Annotated in this window: 16 protein-coding genes; 4 read left to right on the top strand and 12 right to left on the bottom strand. The window is 64.6% G+C overall.

The features are described 5' to 3' along the window. Positions 1–107 precede the first annotated feature (107 nt). From AC3WVS_RS18450 to AC3WVS_RS18395, 12 genes are all read right to left on the bottom strand, one after another. Positions 108–809: an ABC transporter ATP-binding protein gene (locus AC3WVS_RS18450; protein WP_010814626.1), complete on the bottom strand. Its 702-nt coding sequence runs from the start codon at positions 807–809 to the stop codon at positions 108–110. Then, positions 809–1,576, bottom strand: a complete 768-nt coding sequence (livG, locus tag AC3WVS_RS18445; protein ID WP_492319826.1) for a high-affinity branched-chain amino acid ABC transporter ATP-binding protein LivG — start codon at positions 1,574–1,576, stop codon at positions 809–811. Before livG ends, AC3WVS_RS18450 begins: the two co-directional genes overlap by 1 nt. After that, positions 1,573–2,856 (bottom strand): high-affinity branched-chain amino acid ABC transporter permease LivM, encoded by a 1,284-nt coding sequence (locus AC3WVS_RS18440; RefSeq protein ID WP_492319825.1) that lies wholly within the window; start codon positions 2,854–2,856, stop codon positions 1,573–1,575. Before AC3WVS_RS18440 ends, livG begins: the two co-directional genes overlap by 4 nt. Positions 2,857–2,869: 13 nt before the next feature. After that, positions 2,870–3,796, bottom strand: coding sequence for a high-affinity branched-chain amino acid ABC transporter permease LivH (livH, locus tag AC3WVS_RS18435; RefSeq protein WP_010814623.1), 927 nt, complete (start codon positions 3,794–3,796; stop codon positions 2,870–2,872). Between the two features lie 85 nt (positions 3,797–3,881). Further along, positions 3,882–4,997 carry a branched-chain amino acid ABC transporter substrate-binding protein gene (locus tag AC3WVS_RS18430; protein WP_011615745.1) on the bottom strand — a complete coding sequence of 372 codons (1,116 nt, stop codon included), beginning with the start codon at positions 4,995–4,997 and terminating at the stop codon, positions 3,882–3,884. Between the two features lie 524 nt (positions 4,998–5,521). Then, entirely contained in the window at positions 5,522–6,823 is a 1,302-nt protein-coding gene (gene gltA, locus AC3WVS_RS18425; protein WP_010814621.1) for a citrate synthase, read from the bottom strand. Positions 6,824–6,866: 43 nt separating this feature from the next. Beyond that, complete coding sequence (locus AC3WVS_RS18420; RefSeq protein ID WP_479941077.1) at positions 6,867–7,154, bottom strand: FAD assembly factor SdhE; 288 nt, start codon at positions 7,152–7,154, stop codon at positions 6,867–6,869. 79 nt (positions 7,155–7,233) lie between these two features. Next, positions 7,234–7,935 (bottom strand): succinate dehydrogenase iron-sulfur subunit, encoded by a 702-nt coding sequence (locus AC3WVS_RS18415; RefSeq protein ID WP_010814619.1) that lies wholly within the window; start codon positions 7,933–7,935, stop codon positions 7,234–7,236. A gap of 34 nt (positions 7,936–7,969) precedes the next feature. Next, a complete protein-coding gene (gene sdhA, locus AC3WVS_RS18410) occupies positions 7,970–9,748 on the bottom strand; it encodes a succinate dehydrogenase flavoprotein subunit (protein ID WP_492319824.1) in 1,779 nt (592 codons plus the stop codon). A gap of 3 nt (positions 9,749–9,751) precedes the next feature. Further along, entirely contained in the window at positions 9,752–10,117 is a 366-nt protein-coding gene (gene sdhD / locus AC3WVS_RS18405) for a succinate dehydrogenase, hydrophobic membrane anchor protein (RefSeq protein ID WP_010814617.1), read from the bottom strand. A gap of 11 nt (positions 10,118–10,128) precedes the next feature. Then, the gene (sdhC, locus tag AC3WVS_RS18400) at positions 10,129–10,539 is read right to left on the bottom strand and encodes a succinate dehydrogenase, cytochrome b556 subunit (protein ID WP_010814616.1); all 411 of its coding nucleotides are present in this window, start codon (positions 10,537–10,539) and stop codon (positions 10,129–10,131) included. 280 nt (positions 10,540–10,819) lie between these two features. Then, complete coding sequence (locus AC3WVS_RS18395) at positions 10,820–11,701, bottom strand: GntR family transcriptional regulator (protein WP_492319823.1); 882 nt, start codon at positions 11,699–11,701, stop codon at positions 10,820–10,822. 433 nt (positions 11,702–12,134) lie between these two features. On the opposite strand from AC3WVS_RS18395, the gene AC3WVS_RS18390 reads away from it, so the two are divergent. From AC3WVS_RS18390 to AC3WVS_RS18375, 4 genes are all read left to right on the top strand, one after another. Beyond that, positions 12,135–13,118, top strand: a complete 984-nt coding sequence (locus AC3WVS_RS18390) for a malate dehydrogenase (RefSeq protein WP_492319822.1) — start codon at positions 12,135–12,137, stop codon at positions 13,116–13,118. A gap of 132 nt (positions 13,119–13,250) precedes the next feature. Further along, positions 13,251–14,231 carry an HpcH/HpaI aldolase/citrate lyase family protein gene (locus tag AC3WVS_RS18385; RefSeq protein WP_492319821.1) on the top strand — a complete coding sequence of 327 codons (981 nt, stop codon included), beginning with the start codon at positions 13,251–13,253 and terminating at the stop codon, positions 14,229–14,231. 51 nt (positions 14,232–14,282) lie between these two features. Continuing rightward, a complete protein-coding gene (prpC, locus tag AC3WVS_RS18380) occupies positions 14,283–15,467 on the top strand; it encodes a bifunctional 2-methylcitrate synthase/citrate synthase (RefSeq protein ID WP_492319820.1) in 1,185 nt (394 codons plus the stop codon). Between the two features lie 165 nt (positions 15,468–15,632). Beyond that, complete coding sequence (locus AC3WVS_RS18375; protein ID WP_492319819.1) at positions 15,633–16,190, top strand: hypothetical protein; 558 nt, start codon at positions 15,633–15,635, stop codon at positions 16,188–16,190. The last annotated feature ends 130 nt before the right edge of the window (positions 16,191–16,320 follow it).

Here is a 16,320-nt window from a genome sequence, read left to right as displayed (position 1 = left end):
GGCCCGGGCAGCGGCTGCAATGTAATGTGATTGGCGAAAGGGGGATTTCGCGGATGGCGAAAAGGAAAAGGCCGCGGCCCGCCAGGCGGGGCCGCGGCCTCTTGGGCTCAGCCGCCCAGGTAGGCGGCCTTGATCCGGTCGTTGGCCAGCAGGTTGGCGCCGGTATCAGCCAGCACCACCTTGCCGGTTTCGAGCACATAGCCGCGGTCCGCGACCTGCAGCGCCTTGTTGGCGTTCTGCTCGACCAGGAACACAGTGACGCCTTCGTCACGAATGGTGCGGATGATGTCGAAGATCTGCGCGATGATCAGCGGCGCCAGACCGAGCGTGGGCTCGTCCAGCAGCAGCAGGCGCGGCCGGCTCATCAGCGCGCGGCCGATCGCCAGCATCTGCTGCTCGCCGCCCGACATGGTGCCGGCGCGCTGGCTGGCGCGCTGGTTCAGGCGCGGGAACAGCTTGAAGACGTGCTCGATGCCCGCCTCGATCTCGTCGCGCCTGGCGAAGAAAGCGCCCATCTTCAGGTTCTCCAGCACCGTCAGGCTCGGGAACACGCGCCGGCCCTCGGGCGAGATCGCGAGCCCCAAGCGCATGATCTCGTGCGTGGACCGGTTGGTGATGTCCTGCCCTTCGAACGTCACGCGTCCGCTGGACGCGCGCGGCGTGCCGCACACGGTCATCATCAGCGTCGTCTTGCCGGCGCCGTTGCTGCCGATCAGGGTGACGATCTCCCCCTTGTTGACTTCGATCGATACGCCCGACAGCGCCTCGACGGCGCCGTAGTGGGTATGGACCTGTTCCAGCTTCAGCATCAGTCCTCTCCCAGGTAGGCCTTGATCACGCGCGGGTCGTTGCGCACTTGCTCGGGCTTGCCAATCACGATCGGCTTGCCGTGCTCCATCACCAGGATGCGGTCGGACACGCCCATCACCAGGCTCATGTCGTGCTCGATCAGCAGCACCGAGATGCCGAACTCGCGCCGCAGCTGGTCGATCAGCTGCTGCAGCTCGATCTTCTCCTGCGGGTTCAGGCCGGCCGCCGGCTCGTCCAGCATCAACAGGCGCGGCTTGGTGATCATGCAGCGCGCAATCTCCAGCCGGCGCTGGTGGCCGTACGACAGCGTGCCCGCCTCGCGGTTGGCCACCGAGGTCAGCCCCATGCGTTCGAGCCAGACCGCGGCGCGCTCCAGCGCCTCGCGCTCGGCGCGGCGGTAGGCCGGCGTAGCGAACAAGCCGCGCAGGATGCCCGCCTGCACCTGGCGGTGCTGCGCCACCAGCAGGTTTTCCACCACCGTCAGCGACTTGAACAGGCGGATGTTCTGGAAGGTCCGCACCAGGCCCTTGCGCGCCACCTGGTGGCTGGGCAGGCCGGCGATGGCGTGGCCGTCCAGCGTGACCTCGCCCGCGGTGGGCTTGTAGAAGCCGCCCACGCAGTTGAACACCGTGGTCTTGCCGGCGCCATTGGGGCCGATGATGGCGAAGACCTCGTCGCTGCGCACATTGAAATCAATACCGTCAACGGCCAGCAAGCCGCCGAAGCGCATCTGCAGGCCGGAGACTTTCAGCAAATCCGCGCTCATTTCGGCAACTCCACGTGGGGACGGCTCGCGGGCAGCAGGCCCTGCGGACGCCACATCATCATCAGCACCATCACCAGGCCAAAGATCAGCATGCGATATTCGGCAAAACCGCGCGCCACCTCGGGCAGCACCGTCAGCAGGATCGCCGCCAGGATCACGCCCAGCTGCGAACCCATGCCGCCCAGCACCACCACGGCGAGGATCAGCGCCGACTCGATGAAGGTGAACGATTCCGGATTGACCAGGCCCTGGCGCGCCGCGAAGAAAGCGCCGCCGATGCCGGCGAACGAAGCCCCCAGCGTGAACGCCGACAGCTTGATGCGGGTCGGGTTCAGGCCCAGCGAGCGGCACGCGATCTCGTCGTCGCGCAGCGCTTCCCAGGCGCGGCCCATCGGCATGCGGATCAGGCGGCTGGTGACGAACAGCGTGAAGCCCACCAGCAGCAGCGCCAGCAGGTACAGGAAGATCACCATGTGCTGGCCGCTGTAGTCCCAGCCCAGCAGGTCATGAAAGGTCTTGGCGCCCTCCACGCTCGCGCTGCGCGCCATCTCGATGCCGAACACGGTCGGCTTCGGGATGCCGGACACGCCATCCGGGCCGCCGGTCAGGCTGGTCAGGTTATTGGCCAGCAGGCGGATGATCTCGCCGAAGCCAAGTGTCACGATGGCCAGGTAGTCGCCGCGCAAACGCAGCACCGGGAACCCCAGCAGGAAGCCGAAGGTGGCCGACATCGCGGCGGCGATCGGCAGGCATTCCCAGAAGCCCAGCCCGAAATACTGGTTGAGCAGCGCGTAGGTGTAGCCGCCGATGGCGTAGAAGCCGACATAGCCCAGGTCGAGCAGGCCGGCATAGCCCACCACGATATTCAGGCCCAAGCCCAGGATCACGTAGATCAGCGCCAGCGTGGCCACGTCGACCGCGCCGCGCGAGCCGAAGAACGGCCACACCAGCCCGACCGCCAGCAGCACCCATACCGCCACGCGCTGCTGCCGGGCGCCCAGCTGCGGCACCGCCGGCAGGCGCACCGCGCTGCCGGCGCGCGACAGCAGCGGCTTGAACAGCTGGAACAGGAAGACCGCCGCCACGGCGATCCACACCGGCCGCCAGTGCGGCTCCAGCACGACCTTGTAGCCTTCCAGCTTAAGCTGCAGGCCCAGGATGGGAATGGTCAGGATGGCCGTCATCACGGCGGCCGTGATCGCATTCTTGAGCGATTGTCCCGGTGCGGCGCCGCGTGCGGCGGCCTTGCCCGCGGGCATCGCGGAAACGTTGTTAGTCATGTCTCGTCCTCCCTCAGACCTTTTCGACGTCAGGCTTGCCCAGCAGCCCGGTCGGACGGAACAGCAGCACCAGCACCAGCAGGCTGAACGCCACCACGTCCTTGTACTCGGCCGGCATATAGCCCGAGGCGAAGGTCTCCGCCAGGCCCAGCAGCACGCCGCCGAGCATCGCGCCCGGGATGCTGCCGATGCCGCCCAGCACCGCCGCGGTAAAGGCCTTGATGCCGGCGATAAAGCCGATAAAGGGATTGAGCTTGCCGATGGTCAGCCCGATCAGCACGCCGCCCACCGCCGCCAGCATCGCACCCAGCACGAAGGTGAACGAGATCACCTTGTTGGTGTCGATGCCGAGCAGGTTGGCCATGCGCATGTCTTCGGCGCAGGCACGGCAGGCACGGCCCATGCGCGAACGGCCGATAAACAGCGTCAGCGCGATCATCAGCACCAGCGTCACGCCCACGATCAGCAGGCGCGAGTACGGCACCGTCACGGTGAAGTCGCTGCCCATCTGGAACTCGATGGCGCCCGAGATCAGCACCGGCACCGACACGTCGCGCGCGCCCTGCCCGATCTGGACATAGTTCTGCAGGAAGATCGACATGCCGATGGCCGAGATCAGCGGCACCAGCCGCGGTCCGCCGCGCAAGGGCCGGTATGCCACCCGCTCCACCGCATAGCCGTACACCCCGGTGACCAGCACCGAGACCAGCAATGCGGCGCCCAGCACCAGCGGCAGGGGGTAGCCTGCCTGGGCGCCGATCGCGGTGAGCGTGACCAGGCCGACATAGGCACCGATCATATAAATCTCGCCGTGCGCGAAATTGATCATGCCGATGATGCCGTAGACCATTGTGTAGCCGATGGCGATCAGCGCATAGATCGCACCCAGCGTCAGGCCGTTGACCAGCTGCTGGGTGAACTGTGGAAGGAATTCATTCATTGGGGAAGCCTCAGGAACTTGAAGCCCGATACCAGAACGCCCCGCCCGGGGTCCGGGCGGGGCGTGTGCGTGGAAAAGCGCCGGCTTAGTTGGCGGCCGTCTTGCTGGCGTCCTTGTGCCAGGTGTAGACCACGAACTTGAAGGACTTCAGGTCGCCCTTGTCGTCGTACTCGACCTTGCCGATCGGGGTGGTGAAGGCGTTCTTGTGCATGTACGCCGCGACCTTGGTCGGGTCGGTGCTCTTGGCGCCGGCAATGGCGTCGCCGATGATCTTGACGGCGGCATAAGCCGGCATCTGGAACGGACCGTTGGCGTCACGCTTCTTGTCGGCAAAGGCCTTCACCAGCGCGGCGTTGGCCGGGTCGGCCGAGAAGTCTGCCGGCAGCGTCACCAGCATGCCTTCCGAGGACGGGCCGGCGATCGCCGTCACGTCCTTGTTGCCCACGCCCTCGGGGCCCATGAACGCGGCCTTCACGCCCTGCTCGCGCGCCTGGCGCAGCAGCAGGCCCATTTCCGGGTGGTAGCCGCCGAAGTAGACGAAGTCCACGCCCTGCGACTTGAGCTTGGTGATGACGGCGGAGTAGTCCGAATCGCCGGCGTTGATGCCTTCGAACACGGCGACCGGGATCTTGGCGGCTTCCAGGTCCTTCTTCACCGAACTGGCGATGCCCTGGCCGTACGACTGCTTGTCGTGCAGCACCGCGACCTTCTTCGGCTTGACCTTGCCGATGATGTACTGGGCGGCGGCCGGGCCCTGCTGGTCGTCGCGGCCGATGGTGCGGAAGATGTACTTGCGCTTCTTGGTCTCGGTCAGCTGCGGCGCGGTGGCCGACGGCGTGACCATGACGATGCCTTCGTTCTCGTAGATGTCCGAAGCCGGGATGGTCGAGCCCGAGCACACATGGCCGATCACGTACTTGATGTTCTGGCTGACGATCTTGTTGGCAACTGCCACGGCCTGCTTCGGCTCGCAGGCGTCGTCCATCATCACCACTTCGAACTTGTTGCCGCCGGCGCCGCCGTTGGCATTGAGTTGTTCGATCGCGGTCAGCGCACCGGCCTTGACCATGTCGCCATATTGCGCCACCGAGCCGCTCATCGGGCCGGCAATGGCGATCTTCACGGTTTCGGCGTTGGCAGCGGCGCCAAGGGTGGCCAGCACGGCGGCCAGCGAGATGGACGTAAGACGGGACAGCGTCATCAGGAGCTCCTCGATTTATGTTTGGGTCAACCGGGCAGAAACGGTGTGACCTGCGCAATCGAACAACACCCGCGGACTACGAATAAAGACGCCCGAGACGCGGAAGACGGGCCTGCAAGGGAGAGACAGCTTATGCGGGGCCCGGCATGTGTCAGTCCCGTGAGGTAGGGGGACCAAGGTTCGGAAAGACAACGTTTGATGCGTTCTCTATTGCGCAAGCGATTCGCCTGCCCCGCTTGCCGCACCGCATGCCGGAAGGGTGGCCCGGCTGCCATCGGCAAAGCAGCCCGCATTATAGGGTCAAATTTCCTGCCGCAGGCGAAAATCGCACAACAAATGCGGAACTGAATTGACAGACTGAGACACAATTCTCCGCAAATTGCCGTTCTCACCACTTATCCGGCAATTTCCTGCTCCCTGCCCTGCTGCGACGCACAAGGCGCTCCGGCCCAGAAACACAAACGCCCCGGCGGGCCGGGGCGTTTGTGATTGCTGCATCGCGCAGCCGGATGAAAAGCCAGCGATCAGCGCTTGGCAACGTCCGGCACGTCGCGGGTAGCTGCGCCAACGAACAGCTGACGCGGACGACCGATCTTGTATTCCGGATCGGTAATCATCTCTTCCCACTGCGAGATCCAGCCCGGGGTGCGGGCCAGCGCGAAGATGCAGGTGAACAGCGAGGTCGGGATGCCCAGCGCGCGCTGGACGATGCCCGAGTAGAAGTCCACGTTCGGGTACAGCTTGCGGCTGACGAAGTACTCGTCTTCCAGCGCGATCTTTTCCAGCTCCATGGCCAGCTTGAACAGCGGGTCGTTGTGCAGGCCCAGCTCTTCCAGCACTTCGTGGCAGGTTTCGCGCATCAGCTTGGCGCGCGGATCGTAGTTCTTGTACACGCGGTGACCAAAGCCCATCAGGCGCACGCCCGAGTTCTTGTCCTTGACCTGCTTGATGAACTCGTTGATGTTGTCGACGCTGCCGATTTCTTCCAGCATCTTCAGCGCGGCTTCGTTGGCGCCGCCGTGGGCCGGGCCCCACAGGCAGGCCACGCCGGCGGCGATGGCTGCGAACGGGTTGGTGCCCGACGAACCGGCCAGGCGCACGGTCGAGGTCGACGCGTTCTGCTCGTGGTCTGCGTGCAGGATGAAGATGCGGTCCAGCGCGCGCTCCAGCACCGGGTTCACGGTGTACGGGGCGCACGGCGTGCCGAACATCATGCGCATGAAGTTGCCCGAGTAGGACAGGTCGTTCTGCGGGTAGATGTACGGCTGGCCGATGTTGTACTTGTACGCCATGGCGACCAGGGTCGGCATCTTGGCGATCAGGCGGATGGCCGAGATCTCGCGCTGGTGCGGATCATCGATGTCCATCGCGTCGTGGTAGAACGCGCTCATGGCACCGACCATGCCGGTCAGCACGGCCATCGGGTGCGCGTCGCGGCGGAAGCCGCGCATGAAGAACTGCATCTGCTCGTGAACCATGGTGTGGTTCATCACGTGGCCGACGAATTCTTCCTTCTGCTTGGCGTTGGGCAGCTCGCCCTTGAGCAGCAGGTAGCAGGTTTCGAGGTGGTCGCACTTCTGCGCGAGCTGCTCGATCGGGTAGCCGCGGTACAGCAGTTCGCCCTTGTCACCGTCGATATAGGTGATCTTGGAATTGCACGAAGCCGTCGACATGAAACCGGGGTCGTAAGTGAACTTACCGGTCTGTCCGTACAGCTTGCGAATGTCGATTACGTCCGGGCCAACGGTACCCGTGTAGATCGGCAGCTCAACGCTGGGGGAACCATCGGAGAACGATAGCGTGGCTTTCACATCGGACGGCGTCATGTCGGATCCTTCAAATGCTGTGAATAATAATGTTGACCAAAACTCAGACCGTACGCAGCAGGGCGATCACTCGCTGCATCGGGGGCGTGTCGAGCTCACCGTCCAGTTCCTTGCGCGCAAGGAGCAGGTCCATCAACTCGTTGTCGCTGAGTTCGAACAGCACGCTCAGCGAAGCCACGTCCTCGTCGGACAGGCTCTCCTCGTAACGGTTGAAAAAACGTTCGACGATGATGTCGTTCTCCAGCAGGCCGCGGCGGGCGCGCCAGCGCAGACGTGCGCGCTTGTGCGGGTCGGCCTGATGGGAGAAGGTGGTGGCAGGACTCTCAGTCATGGCTTCCTACTTTCGGCGCGCCAGCCAGATATAGCCGCTCTGGCTGACGCGCCGCTTACTACTGCAGACAGCCGCAGGCTCAGACCGCGCGGCGGACCATCAGCTCCTTGATCTTGCCGATGGCCTTGGTCGGGTTCAGACCCTTCGGGCACACATCGACGCAGTTCATGATGCTGTGGCAGCGGAACAGGCGGTACGGGTCGTTCAGGTTGTCCAGGCGCTCGTTGGTGGCCTGGTCGCGGCTGTCCGCAATAAAGCGGTAAGCCTGCAGCAGGCCGGCCGGGCCGACGAACTTGTCCGGGTTCCACCAGAACGACGGGCACGACGTCGAGCAGCTGGCGCAGAGAATGCACTCGTACAGGCCATCCAGCTCGTCGCGCTCTTCCGGCGACTGCAGGCGCTCTTTCTCGGGCGGCGGCTCGTCGTTGATCAGGAACGGCTTGATCGAGTTGTACTGCTTGAAGAAGTTCGTCATGTCGACGATCAGGTCGCGCACCACCGGCAGGCCGGGCAGCGGACGCAGCACGATGCGGTCCGGCAGCTCGCGCATATTGGTCAGGCAGGCCAGGCCGTTCTTGCCGTTGATGTTCATCGCGTCCGAGCCGCACACGCCTTCGCGGCACGAACGGCGGAACGAGATGGTCTCGTCCAGCTTCTTCAGCTTGACCAGCGCGTCCAGCAGCATGCGCTCGTGACCGTCCAGCTCGACCTCGTAGGTCTGCATGCGCGGTGCCGCATCCTTGTCCGGATCGTAGCGGTAGACTTCGAAAATACGCTTCATTTCTGTGGGTCCTGTTGTCTCTACGATGCGGTGCTCAGAAGGTACGGGCCTTCGGCGGCACGCTTTCCACCGTCAGCGGTTCCATCTTCACCGGCTTGTAGTCGAGGCGGTTGCCTTCGCTGTAGAACAGCGTGTGCTTGAGCCAGTTCTGGTCGTCGCGGTTCGGGAAGTCGCTGTGCGCGTGGGCACCGCGCGATTCCTTGCGGGCGGCCGCCGAGATCATGGTGGCCTTGGCCACTTCCACCAGGTTGGCCACTTCCAGGGCTTCCACCAGCGCGGTGTTGAAGACCTTGGACTTGTCCTTCAGGTGGATGTTGTCGGCACGCTCGGATACTTCCAGGATGCGCTCGACGCCTTCGTCCATCAGCTTCTGGGTACGGAACACGCCGGCATGCGACTGCATGTTCTTGCGGATGTCGTTGGCGACGTCCTGCGTGTACTCGCCCGAGGACGACGACTGCAGCTTGGCCAGGCGCGACAGCGCGAGGTCAGCGGCGTCGGCCGGCAGCGGCTTGTGCTCTTTCTGCTTCAGGTTCTGGGCGATGATGTGATTGCCGGCGGCGCGGCCGAACACCACCAGGTCGAGCAGCGAGTTGGTGCCCAGGCGGTTGGCGCCGTGCACCGACACGCACGAGCATTCGCCGATCGCGTAGAAGCCGTTGAGCACTTCGTTCGGGTTGCCGTTCTTCGGCACCACGACCTGGCCGTGGTAGTTGGTCGGAATGCCACCCATCTGGTAGTGGATGGTCGGGACCACCGGGATCGGTTCCTTGATCGCGTCGACGTTGGCGAACTTCATGCCGATTTCGCGGATCGACGGCAGGCGCTTCATGATGGTCTCGGCGCCGACGTGGGTCAGGTCGAGCAGCACGTAGTCGCCGTTCGGGCCGCAGCCGCGGCCTTCCTTGATTTCCTGGTCCATCGAGCGCGAGACGAAGTCACGCGGCGCCAGGTCCTTCAGCGTCGGGGCATAGCGCTCCATGAAGCGCTCGCCGTCCTTGTTGCGCAGGATACCGCCTTCGCCGCGCACGCCTTCGGTGATCAGCACGCCCGCGCCGGCCACGCCGGTCGGGTGGAACTGCCAGAATTCCATGTCTTCCAGCGGCACGCCTGCGCGCGCTGCCATGCCCAGGCCGTCACCGGTGTTGATGAAGGCGTTGGTGGAAGCTGCATAGATACGGCCGGCACCGCCGGTCGCGAACAGCGTGGTCTTGGCCTCGAGGATGTAGACCTCGCCGGTCTCCATTTCCAGCGCGGTCACGCCCAGCACGTCGCCGTCCTGGTCACGGATCAGGTCCAGCGCCATCCACTCGACGAAGAAGTGGGTCTTGGCGCGCACGTTGCGCTGGTACAGCGTGTGCAGCAGCGCGTGGCCGGTACGGTCAGCCGCGGCGCAGGCGCGCTGCACCGGCTTTTCACCGTAGTTGGCGGTGTGGCCGCCGAACGGACGCTGGTAGATGGTGCCGTCGGGGTTGCGGTCGAACGGCATGCCGAAGTGTTCGAGCTCGTACACGACCTTCGGGGCTTCACGGCACATGAACTCGATCGCGTCCTGGTCACCCAGCCAGTCCGAGCCCTTGATGGTGTCGTAGAAGTGGTAGTGCCAGTTGTCTTCGCTCATGTTCCCCAGCGAAGCGCCGATGCCGCCCTGTGCCGCCACCGTGTGCGAGCGCGTCGGGAACACCTTGGACAGCACGGCCACGTTCAGGCCGGCTTCCGCGAGCTGGAGGGATGCGCGCATCCCGGCGCCGCCAGCACCGACGATGACCACGTCGAAACGGCGACGCGGCAATCCAGTCTTGACTGCGACCATTTATTACACCCTCCAGAGAATCTGAGCAGCGTAGCCCGCGCAACCGACGAGCCACAGAATCGTAAGAACTTGCAGCACGAGGCGAACCGCCATCGGACGCACATAGTCCATCCAGATGTCGCGCACGCCGATCCAGGCGTGATACAGCAGCGACAGGATGGTCAGGAACGTGATGATCTTCATCCACTGGTTGGAGAAGAGCCCTGCCCACGCTTCATACGAAGCGCCGTTCGACAGCAGGAAGGCAATGGCCAGGACCACGGTGAAGACCACCATGATCACGGCCGTGACGCGCTGCGCCAGCCAGTCTTTCAGGCCGTAGTGCGCACCGACGACAAGACGCTTGGGACCGATATTATTGTTTGCCACCTTGATTCTCCTCAGAACAGGCCGAACAGCTTCAGGCCGAAAATCAGGGTAAGCAGCAGGCTCACAACCAGCACGCCGATGGCAGACTTGGCCGAGGCCGGCTTGGAAACGCCGACGTGCACATCCAGCAGCAGGAAACGGATACCCGCGCAGAAGTGATGCAGATAACCCCAGATCAGGACCAGCAGAACCAGCTTGACGAAGCCACCGGACAGAAGCGCCGAGAACTTTGCGAAGCTCAGTTCCGAAGTTATGCTCTGCTCAAACAGATACAGGACGAAGGGAAGGAGGAGGAACATCAGTGCACCGCTCACGCGATGCAGGATGGATACCTTGCCGGCCCAGGGCAACCGGTAGCGCGCAATCTGCGCGATACCGATATTCCGGTACTCCGGCCTGGCTTGTTTGACGGCTTCAGCCATGCGAGACCCCATTTGCGGTAAACAAAAAACGAAACTGCCACTGCCCTGCATGCAACGGGATGCATTAGGGCAAATCCATGAGATTTTAGCGCCTTTGTTGCGCGCTGCACCAATAATTTTCAGCTATCAGGCACCAACAGGTGCCGCCCGACAATCGCACACTAATCACATCCGGCGGGCAATCCAGCGCAACATTAGCCGCGCCGCGCAACAGCCCGCACCGTCATGACGAAAGCCACAATAATCAACGCCAGCGGGCGCATCATGCCATGCGCCGGCGTCAGCTCAGGTCGTTCTGGTAATAGTGCCGCGTAGTCACGTACAGCCCGCGGCGCACTTCGACGGGGCGGTCGCCATAGGTGTACGACACCCGCTCGACTGACAGCAGCGGCGAGCCTACCGGGACAGCCAGCAACTCGGCCGCGGTTTCATCGGCAGGCACGGCGCGGATCTTCTCCGAGGCGCGGATCATGCGCGTACCGAACTCGGCCTCGAACAATGCATACATGGGGCCCTTCCACTCGGTCAGCTTTTCAGCGGTGAGGCCCTTGAAGTTGGCGCCGAGCAGCCAGATTTCATCCAGCACGGTCGACTCGCCCGAGAAATTCAGCACGCGGCGGATCTGCACCACGCTGTCGCCGGTGCGGATGTCGAGCAGCCGGGCAATTTCGGCGGGGGCGCGCAGGCGCTTGCATTCCAGCACGCGGCTGGCGCCATAATGGGGTTCGCCTTCGTCCGGGACGAGGCGCAGGAAGCGGAACTTGACCACGTCTTCATGGTGCGTGGTCACGAAAGTGCCCTTGCCCTGCCGGCGCGCCACCAGGTTCTCGGCGGCGAGTTCATCGATGGCCTTGCGCACCGTGCCCTGGCTGACCTTGTAGCGTGAGGCCAGCTCCATTTCGCTGGGGATCATCTCGCCGGGCTTCCATTCGCCGGATTGCAGGCTGCGCGTGATCAGCGCCTTGATCTGCTGGTAGAGCGGGCTGAAGGTGGGCGATGGCACGGACTGCAGACCAGAGGCGGGGCCAGATGGCGGGGCCGCCTGCGGCACAGGCGCGGGCGGCGAAGAAGGCGGCTGCGCCCCGGCGCCAGGCGTGGCGGCGCCAGATTCCGGCGCGCCGGGTGCGGCTGCGCCAGTCAGGGACGTAGGCAGGGAGGACATAGCGGGATTTCACCACAAAAGGGCAAGATACGTCCAGCCTTACGTTAATTGTCTTATGTCTTATATAAGACATATGAATTGACATCACGGGAGGCCCGGCCTACACTCGCGCTGGTCCACGCCCGCGATGGCCCTCCCAGGCCCGCCAGCAGCAGCCAGGATACCGGAATGTATCGGCCCGGCAGATTCCCGGCAGCGCTCCGGTCTGGAAATGGCGCCACGCTTCGCAGTAGACTAACGCTTTGTTGCATCACCATGACCCGTTGTGGCTCCCCCTCACCGGTTCCGCCCCGTGGCCCCGCCACCAGGTACCGGCGGACGGCCGCTCCCCGCTGTGGCGACAACCAGCACCCGGTGATCCGCCGCGCCCCTTGTTACGGCAACGGCATGCCACCGACCGGCTTCCCCCCTTCTATCGTTTGGAGATTTACTCATGGCTAAAGCCCCAATGCGCGTCGCAGTGACCGGCGCCGCTGGCCAGATCGGCTACTCCCTGCTGTTCCGCATCGCCAATGGCGACATGCTGGGCAAAGACCAGCCGGTCATCCTCCAACTGCTCGACCTCCCGCAAGCCCAGCAAGCCGTCAAGGGTGTGGTGATGGAACTGGAAGACTGCGCGTTCCCGCTGCTGGCCGGCGTGGTCATCACCGATGACCCCAAGGTTGCCTTCAAGGATGCCGACGTGGCCCTGCTGGTTGGCGCCCGTCCGCGCAGCAAGGGCATGGAGCGCAAGGACCTGCTCGAGGCCAACGCCCAGATCTTCACCGTGCAGGGCAAGGCGCTGGACGAAGTCGCCAGCCGCGACGTCAAGGTGCTGGTGGTCGGCAACCCGGCCAACACCAACGCCTATATCGCCATGAAGTCGGCCCCGAACCTGCCGCGCGAGAACTTCACCGCGATGCTGCGCCTGGACCACAACCGTGCCCTGTCGCAAATCGCCGCCAAGACCGGCAAGCCGGTGTCGTCGATCGAGAAGATGTTCGTGTGGGGCAACCACAGCCCGACCATGTACGCCGACTACCGTTACGCGACCGTCGACGGCAAGAGCGTCAAGGACATGATCAACGACCCGGTGTGGAACAACGACGTGTTCCTGCCGACCGTCGGCAAGCGTGGCGCCGCCATCATCGAGGCCCGTGGCCTGTCGTCGGCCGCTTCGGCTGCCAATGCCGCCATCGACCACGTCCATGACTGGGTACTGGGCAGCAACGGCCGCGTCGTCACCATGGGCATCCCGTCGAACGGCGAGTACGGCATCCCCGCCGACACCATGTTCGGCTACCCGGTGACCACCGCCAACGGCAAGTACGAGATCGTCAAGGGCCTGGAGATCGACGCCTACAGCCAGGAAAAGATCAACATCACGCTGAAGGAACTGGAAGAAGAGAAGGCCGGCGTGCAGCACCTGCTGGGCTGATCCTCCGATCGCTCGAGGAAAGACCGGGGTTCCGCAACGATTCACGAATCAGCGCGGACCCCGGTTTTTTCATATTCAGGGGCTACGATGGCCCCTGCTCTCCCCCGTCAACCCAAACCGATCCGAATCAACGTGCATCCTTCCGAGGTCTTGTTCCAGGGCGAAGCCATCCCGGTCCAGCTGCCGGTGTGTGACCACTACGCGGGCAGCGAAAAGCTGATGCGCAAATCGCTTGCCCTGCAACAAGAGCTTGGCCCCGTCTTCGACATCACCTTCGACTGCGAGGACGGCGCCGCCGTCGGCCATGAGCGCGAGCATGCCGAGCTGTGCGCGCAGCTGGTCAACAGCCCGCTCAATGCCCACCACCGCGTCGGCGTGCGCATCCATGACCCGGCCCACCCGAGCTGGCGCGAGGACGTCGACGTGCTGGTGCGCGCCGCCGGCGCGCGCCTGGCCTATGTGGTGGTGCCCAAGGTCACCGACGTGGTCGAGGTCGCGCGCGTGACCGATCACGTCAACCAGGTGGCGCGCAACGCCGGCATCGCCCGGCATATCCCGATCCATGTGCTGGTCGAGACCCACGCCGCGCTGGAACAGGCCTTCGATATTGCCGCGCTGGTGCAGGTGGAATGCCTGAGCTTCGGCCTGATGGACTTTGTCTCGGCCCACCATGGCGCCATCCCGGGCGAAGCCATGCGCTCGCCGCAGCAGTTCGAACACCCGCTGATCCGCCGCGCCATGCTGGAGATTTCCGCCGCCTGCCACCGCCACGGCAAGGTACCGTCGCACAACGTCAGCACCGACGTGCAGACGCCGCAGCGCGCCGGCGACGACGCGCTGCGCGCGCGCAGCGAGTTCGGCTACCTGCGCAAGTGGAGCATCCATCCGGGCCAGATCGCGCCGATCGTGGCGGCGTTCCGCCCGGGCGCCGAAGAAATCGGCGCGGCCAGCCAGATCCTGCTGGCGGCGCACGAGAACAACTGGGCGCCGATCCGCCACGACGGCCAGTTGCACGACCGCGCCAGCTACCGCTACTACTGGTCGCTGCTGCAGCGCGCGCAGGCCACCGGCACGCCGCTGCCGGCCAATGTGGAAGCGCTGTTCTTCGCCTGAAGCCGATACCCATCCCAAAAAACAATCAGGGCAGCGCCCAAGGAGACACGGATGTCCGCCTCGAAGTTCGCCGCACCCGACGCCACCGCCAGCGAGCCGGCCGCACCCCGGGTCAAGAAATCCGTCGCGCTGTCGGGCGTGACCGCCGGCAACACCGCGCTGTGCACCGTCGGCCGCACCGGCAATGACCTGCACTACCGCGGCTACGACATCCTCGACATCGCCGAGACCTGCGAGTTCGAGGAAATCGCCCACCTGCTGGTGCACGGCAAGCTGCCGACCAGATCCGAACTGGCCGCCTACAAGGCCAAGCTCAAGAGCCTGCGCGGCCTGCCCGCCAATGTGAAGGCCGCGTTGGAATGGGTGCCCGCCAGCGCCCACCCGATGGACGTGATGCGCACCGGCGTGTCGGTGCTGGGCACCGTGCTGCCGGAGAAGGAAGACCACAACACCCCGGGCGCGCGCGACATCGCCGACCGCCTGATGGCCAGCCTGGGTTCGATGCTGCTGTACTGGTACCACTACAGCCACAATGGCAAGCGCATCGAAGTCGAAACCGACGATGAATCCATCGGCGGCCACTTCCTGCACCTGCTGCACGGCGAGAAGCCGTCGACGCTGTGGGAGCGCGCCATGAACACCTCGCTCAACCTGTACGCCGAGCACGAGTTCAACGCCTCGACCTTCACCGCCCGCGTGATCGCCGGCACGGGCTCGGACATGTACTCGTCGATCGCCGGCGCCATCGGTGCGCTGCGCGGCCCCAAGCACGGCGGCGCCAACGAGGTCGCGTTCGAGATCCAGAAGCGCTACGACAACCCCGACGAGGCCCAGGCCGACATCACCCGCCGCGTCGAGAACAAGGAAGTCGTGATCGGCTTCGGCCACCCGGTGTACACCACCGGCGACCCGCGCAACCAAGTGATCAAGGAAGTGGCGAAGAAGCTGTCGAAGGATGCCGGCTCGATGAAGATGTTCGACATCGCCGAGCGCCTGGAAACGGTGATGTGGGACATCAAGAAGATGTTCCCGAACCTGGACTGGTTCAGCGCGGTGAGCTACCACATGATGGGCGTGCCGACGGCGATGTTCACGCCGCTCTTTGTGATCGCGCGTACCTCGGGCTGGGCCGCGCACATCATCGAACAGCGCATCGACAACAAGATCATCCGCCCGAGCGCCAACTATACCGGTCCGGAGAACCTGAAGTTCGTGCCGATTGGCAAGCGCAAGTGAAGCCGGGCCAACTAGTCCCCTTCGATAATGTAACCAAAGACCAGAGCACTACGCCGCCCTGGGCAAATCGTAGAGAATAGCGGCGGAAATTGTCCCGGCGCCGCCCGATTTGACGGCGGCAAATGAAACATAAATCGATTTCAGTATCCGAAAGGCACTCACAAAATGAAACATCTTGTCCTTGCCGCCTGCATCGGCGCATTCAGCCTGACCACCGCCACCGCCGTGATGGCGCAGGAACCTGCCAAGAAGACCACCACCAAGAAGGCTTCGACCAAGAAAAAGGCTGCTGCCGGGACCGCCGCGGCGGCCGGCGCTGCTGCCGCGGTCACGCCGAACGGCGAAAAATGGCAGTGTGAACTGGGCAACAACCTGTATATCGCCGGCGACATGCTGCGCGACGAGGTCCTGACCGTGCACTGGCAAGGCCGCGACTACAAGCTGCCGCGCCAGCCCACGGTGACCGGCGCCGACCGCTACTACGACGCCCGCACCGGCCTGGACCTGGTGGTGATCCCGAGCAAGGCCATGCTGTTCAACAAGAACCTGGGCCAGCGCCTGGCCGACGACTGCCAGAGCCCCGCCATGCAGGCCGGCGCCGCGGCCCCGACCCAGGCCGGCGGCCTGCGCGCCCCGGCCACCACCCCGCTGCTGGTCACGCCCCCGGGCGGCCCGACGCAGGTACCGGAAGGCGCCCAGCAATCCGCAGCACCCAAGCAGTAAGTCCGTACCGGGGCGCTGGCGGCCGCTGAATTCCGGCCGCCAGCGCCCTTTTTGCCTTGCCGGGCGGCCAATCCCGGGCGGGCATGCTGTCGCGCCGGCGCCGTCGCGGCCGGCGGGATGCCGAGCCGGG

The organism is Cupriavidus sp. CPT47-8839-RL05A, assembly GCF_058792255.1.
Note: the sequence above shows the minus strand (reverse complement) of the source record. Positions and strands in the feature narration are given on the sequence as shown.

What these genes read in the sequence shown, in the direction of transcription:
- AC3WVS_RS18450 (WP_010814626.1), bottom strand. Translation starts at nt 809, where the DNA reads ATGCTGAAGCTGGAACAGGTCCATACCCACTACGGCGCCGTCGAGGCG.
- livG (WP_492319826.1), bottom strand. Translation starts at nt 1,576, where the DNA reads ATGAGCGCGGATTTGCTGAAAGTCTCCGGCCTGCAGATGCGCTTCGGC.
- AC3WVS_RS18440 (WP_492319825.1), bottom strand. Translation starts at nt 2,856, where the DNA reads ATGACTAACAACGTTTCCGCGATGCCCGCGGGCAAGGCCGCCGCACGC.
- livH (WP_010814623.1), bottom strand. Translation starts at nt 3,796, where the DNA reads ATGAATGAATTCCTTCCACAGTTCACCCAGCAGCTGGTCAACGGCCTG.
- AC3WVS_RS18430 (WP_011615745.1), bottom strand. Translation starts at nt 4,997, where the DNA reads ATGACGCTGTCCCGTCTTACGTCCATCTCGCTGGCCGCCGTGCTGGCC.
- gltA (WP_010814621.1), bottom strand. Translation starts at nt 6,823, where the DNA reads ATGACGCCGTCCGATGTGAAAGCCACGCTATCGTTCTCCGATGGTTCC.
- AC3WVS_RS18420 (WP_479941077.1), bottom strand. Translation starts at nt 7,154, where the DNA reads ATGACTGAGAGTCCTGCCACCACCTTCTCCCATCAGGCCGACCCGCAC.
- AC3WVS_RS18415 (WP_010814619.1), bottom strand. Translation starts at nt 7,935, where the DNA reads ATGAAGCGTATTTTCGAAGTCTACCGCTACGATCCGGACAAGGATGCG.
- sdhA (WP_492319824.1), bottom strand. Translation starts at nt 9,748, where the DNA reads ATGGTCGCAGTCAAGACTGGATTGCCGCGTCGCCGTTTCGACGTGGTC.
- sdhC (WP_010814616.1), bottom strand. Translation starts at nt 10,539, where the DNA reads ATGGCTGAAGCCGTCAAACAAGCCAGGCCGGAGTACCGGAATATCGGT.
- AC3WVS_RS18395 (WP_492319823.1), bottom strand. Translation starts at nt 11,701, where the DNA reads ATGTCCTCCCTGCCTACGTCCCTGACTGGCGCAGCCGCACCCGGCGCG.
- AC3WVS_RS18390 (WP_492319822.1), top strand. Translation starts at nt 12,135, where the DNA reads ATGGCTAAAGCCCCAATGCGCGTCGCAGTGACCGGCGCCGCTGGCCAG.
- prpC (WP_492319820.1), top strand. Translation starts at nt 14,283, where the DNA reads ATGTCCGCCTCGAAGTTCGCCGCACCCGACGCCACCGCCAGCGAGCCG.
- AC3WVS_RS18375 (WP_492319819.1), top strand. Translation starts at nt 15,633, where the DNA reads ATGAAACATCTTGTCCTTGCCGCCTGCATCGGCGCATTCAGCCTGACC.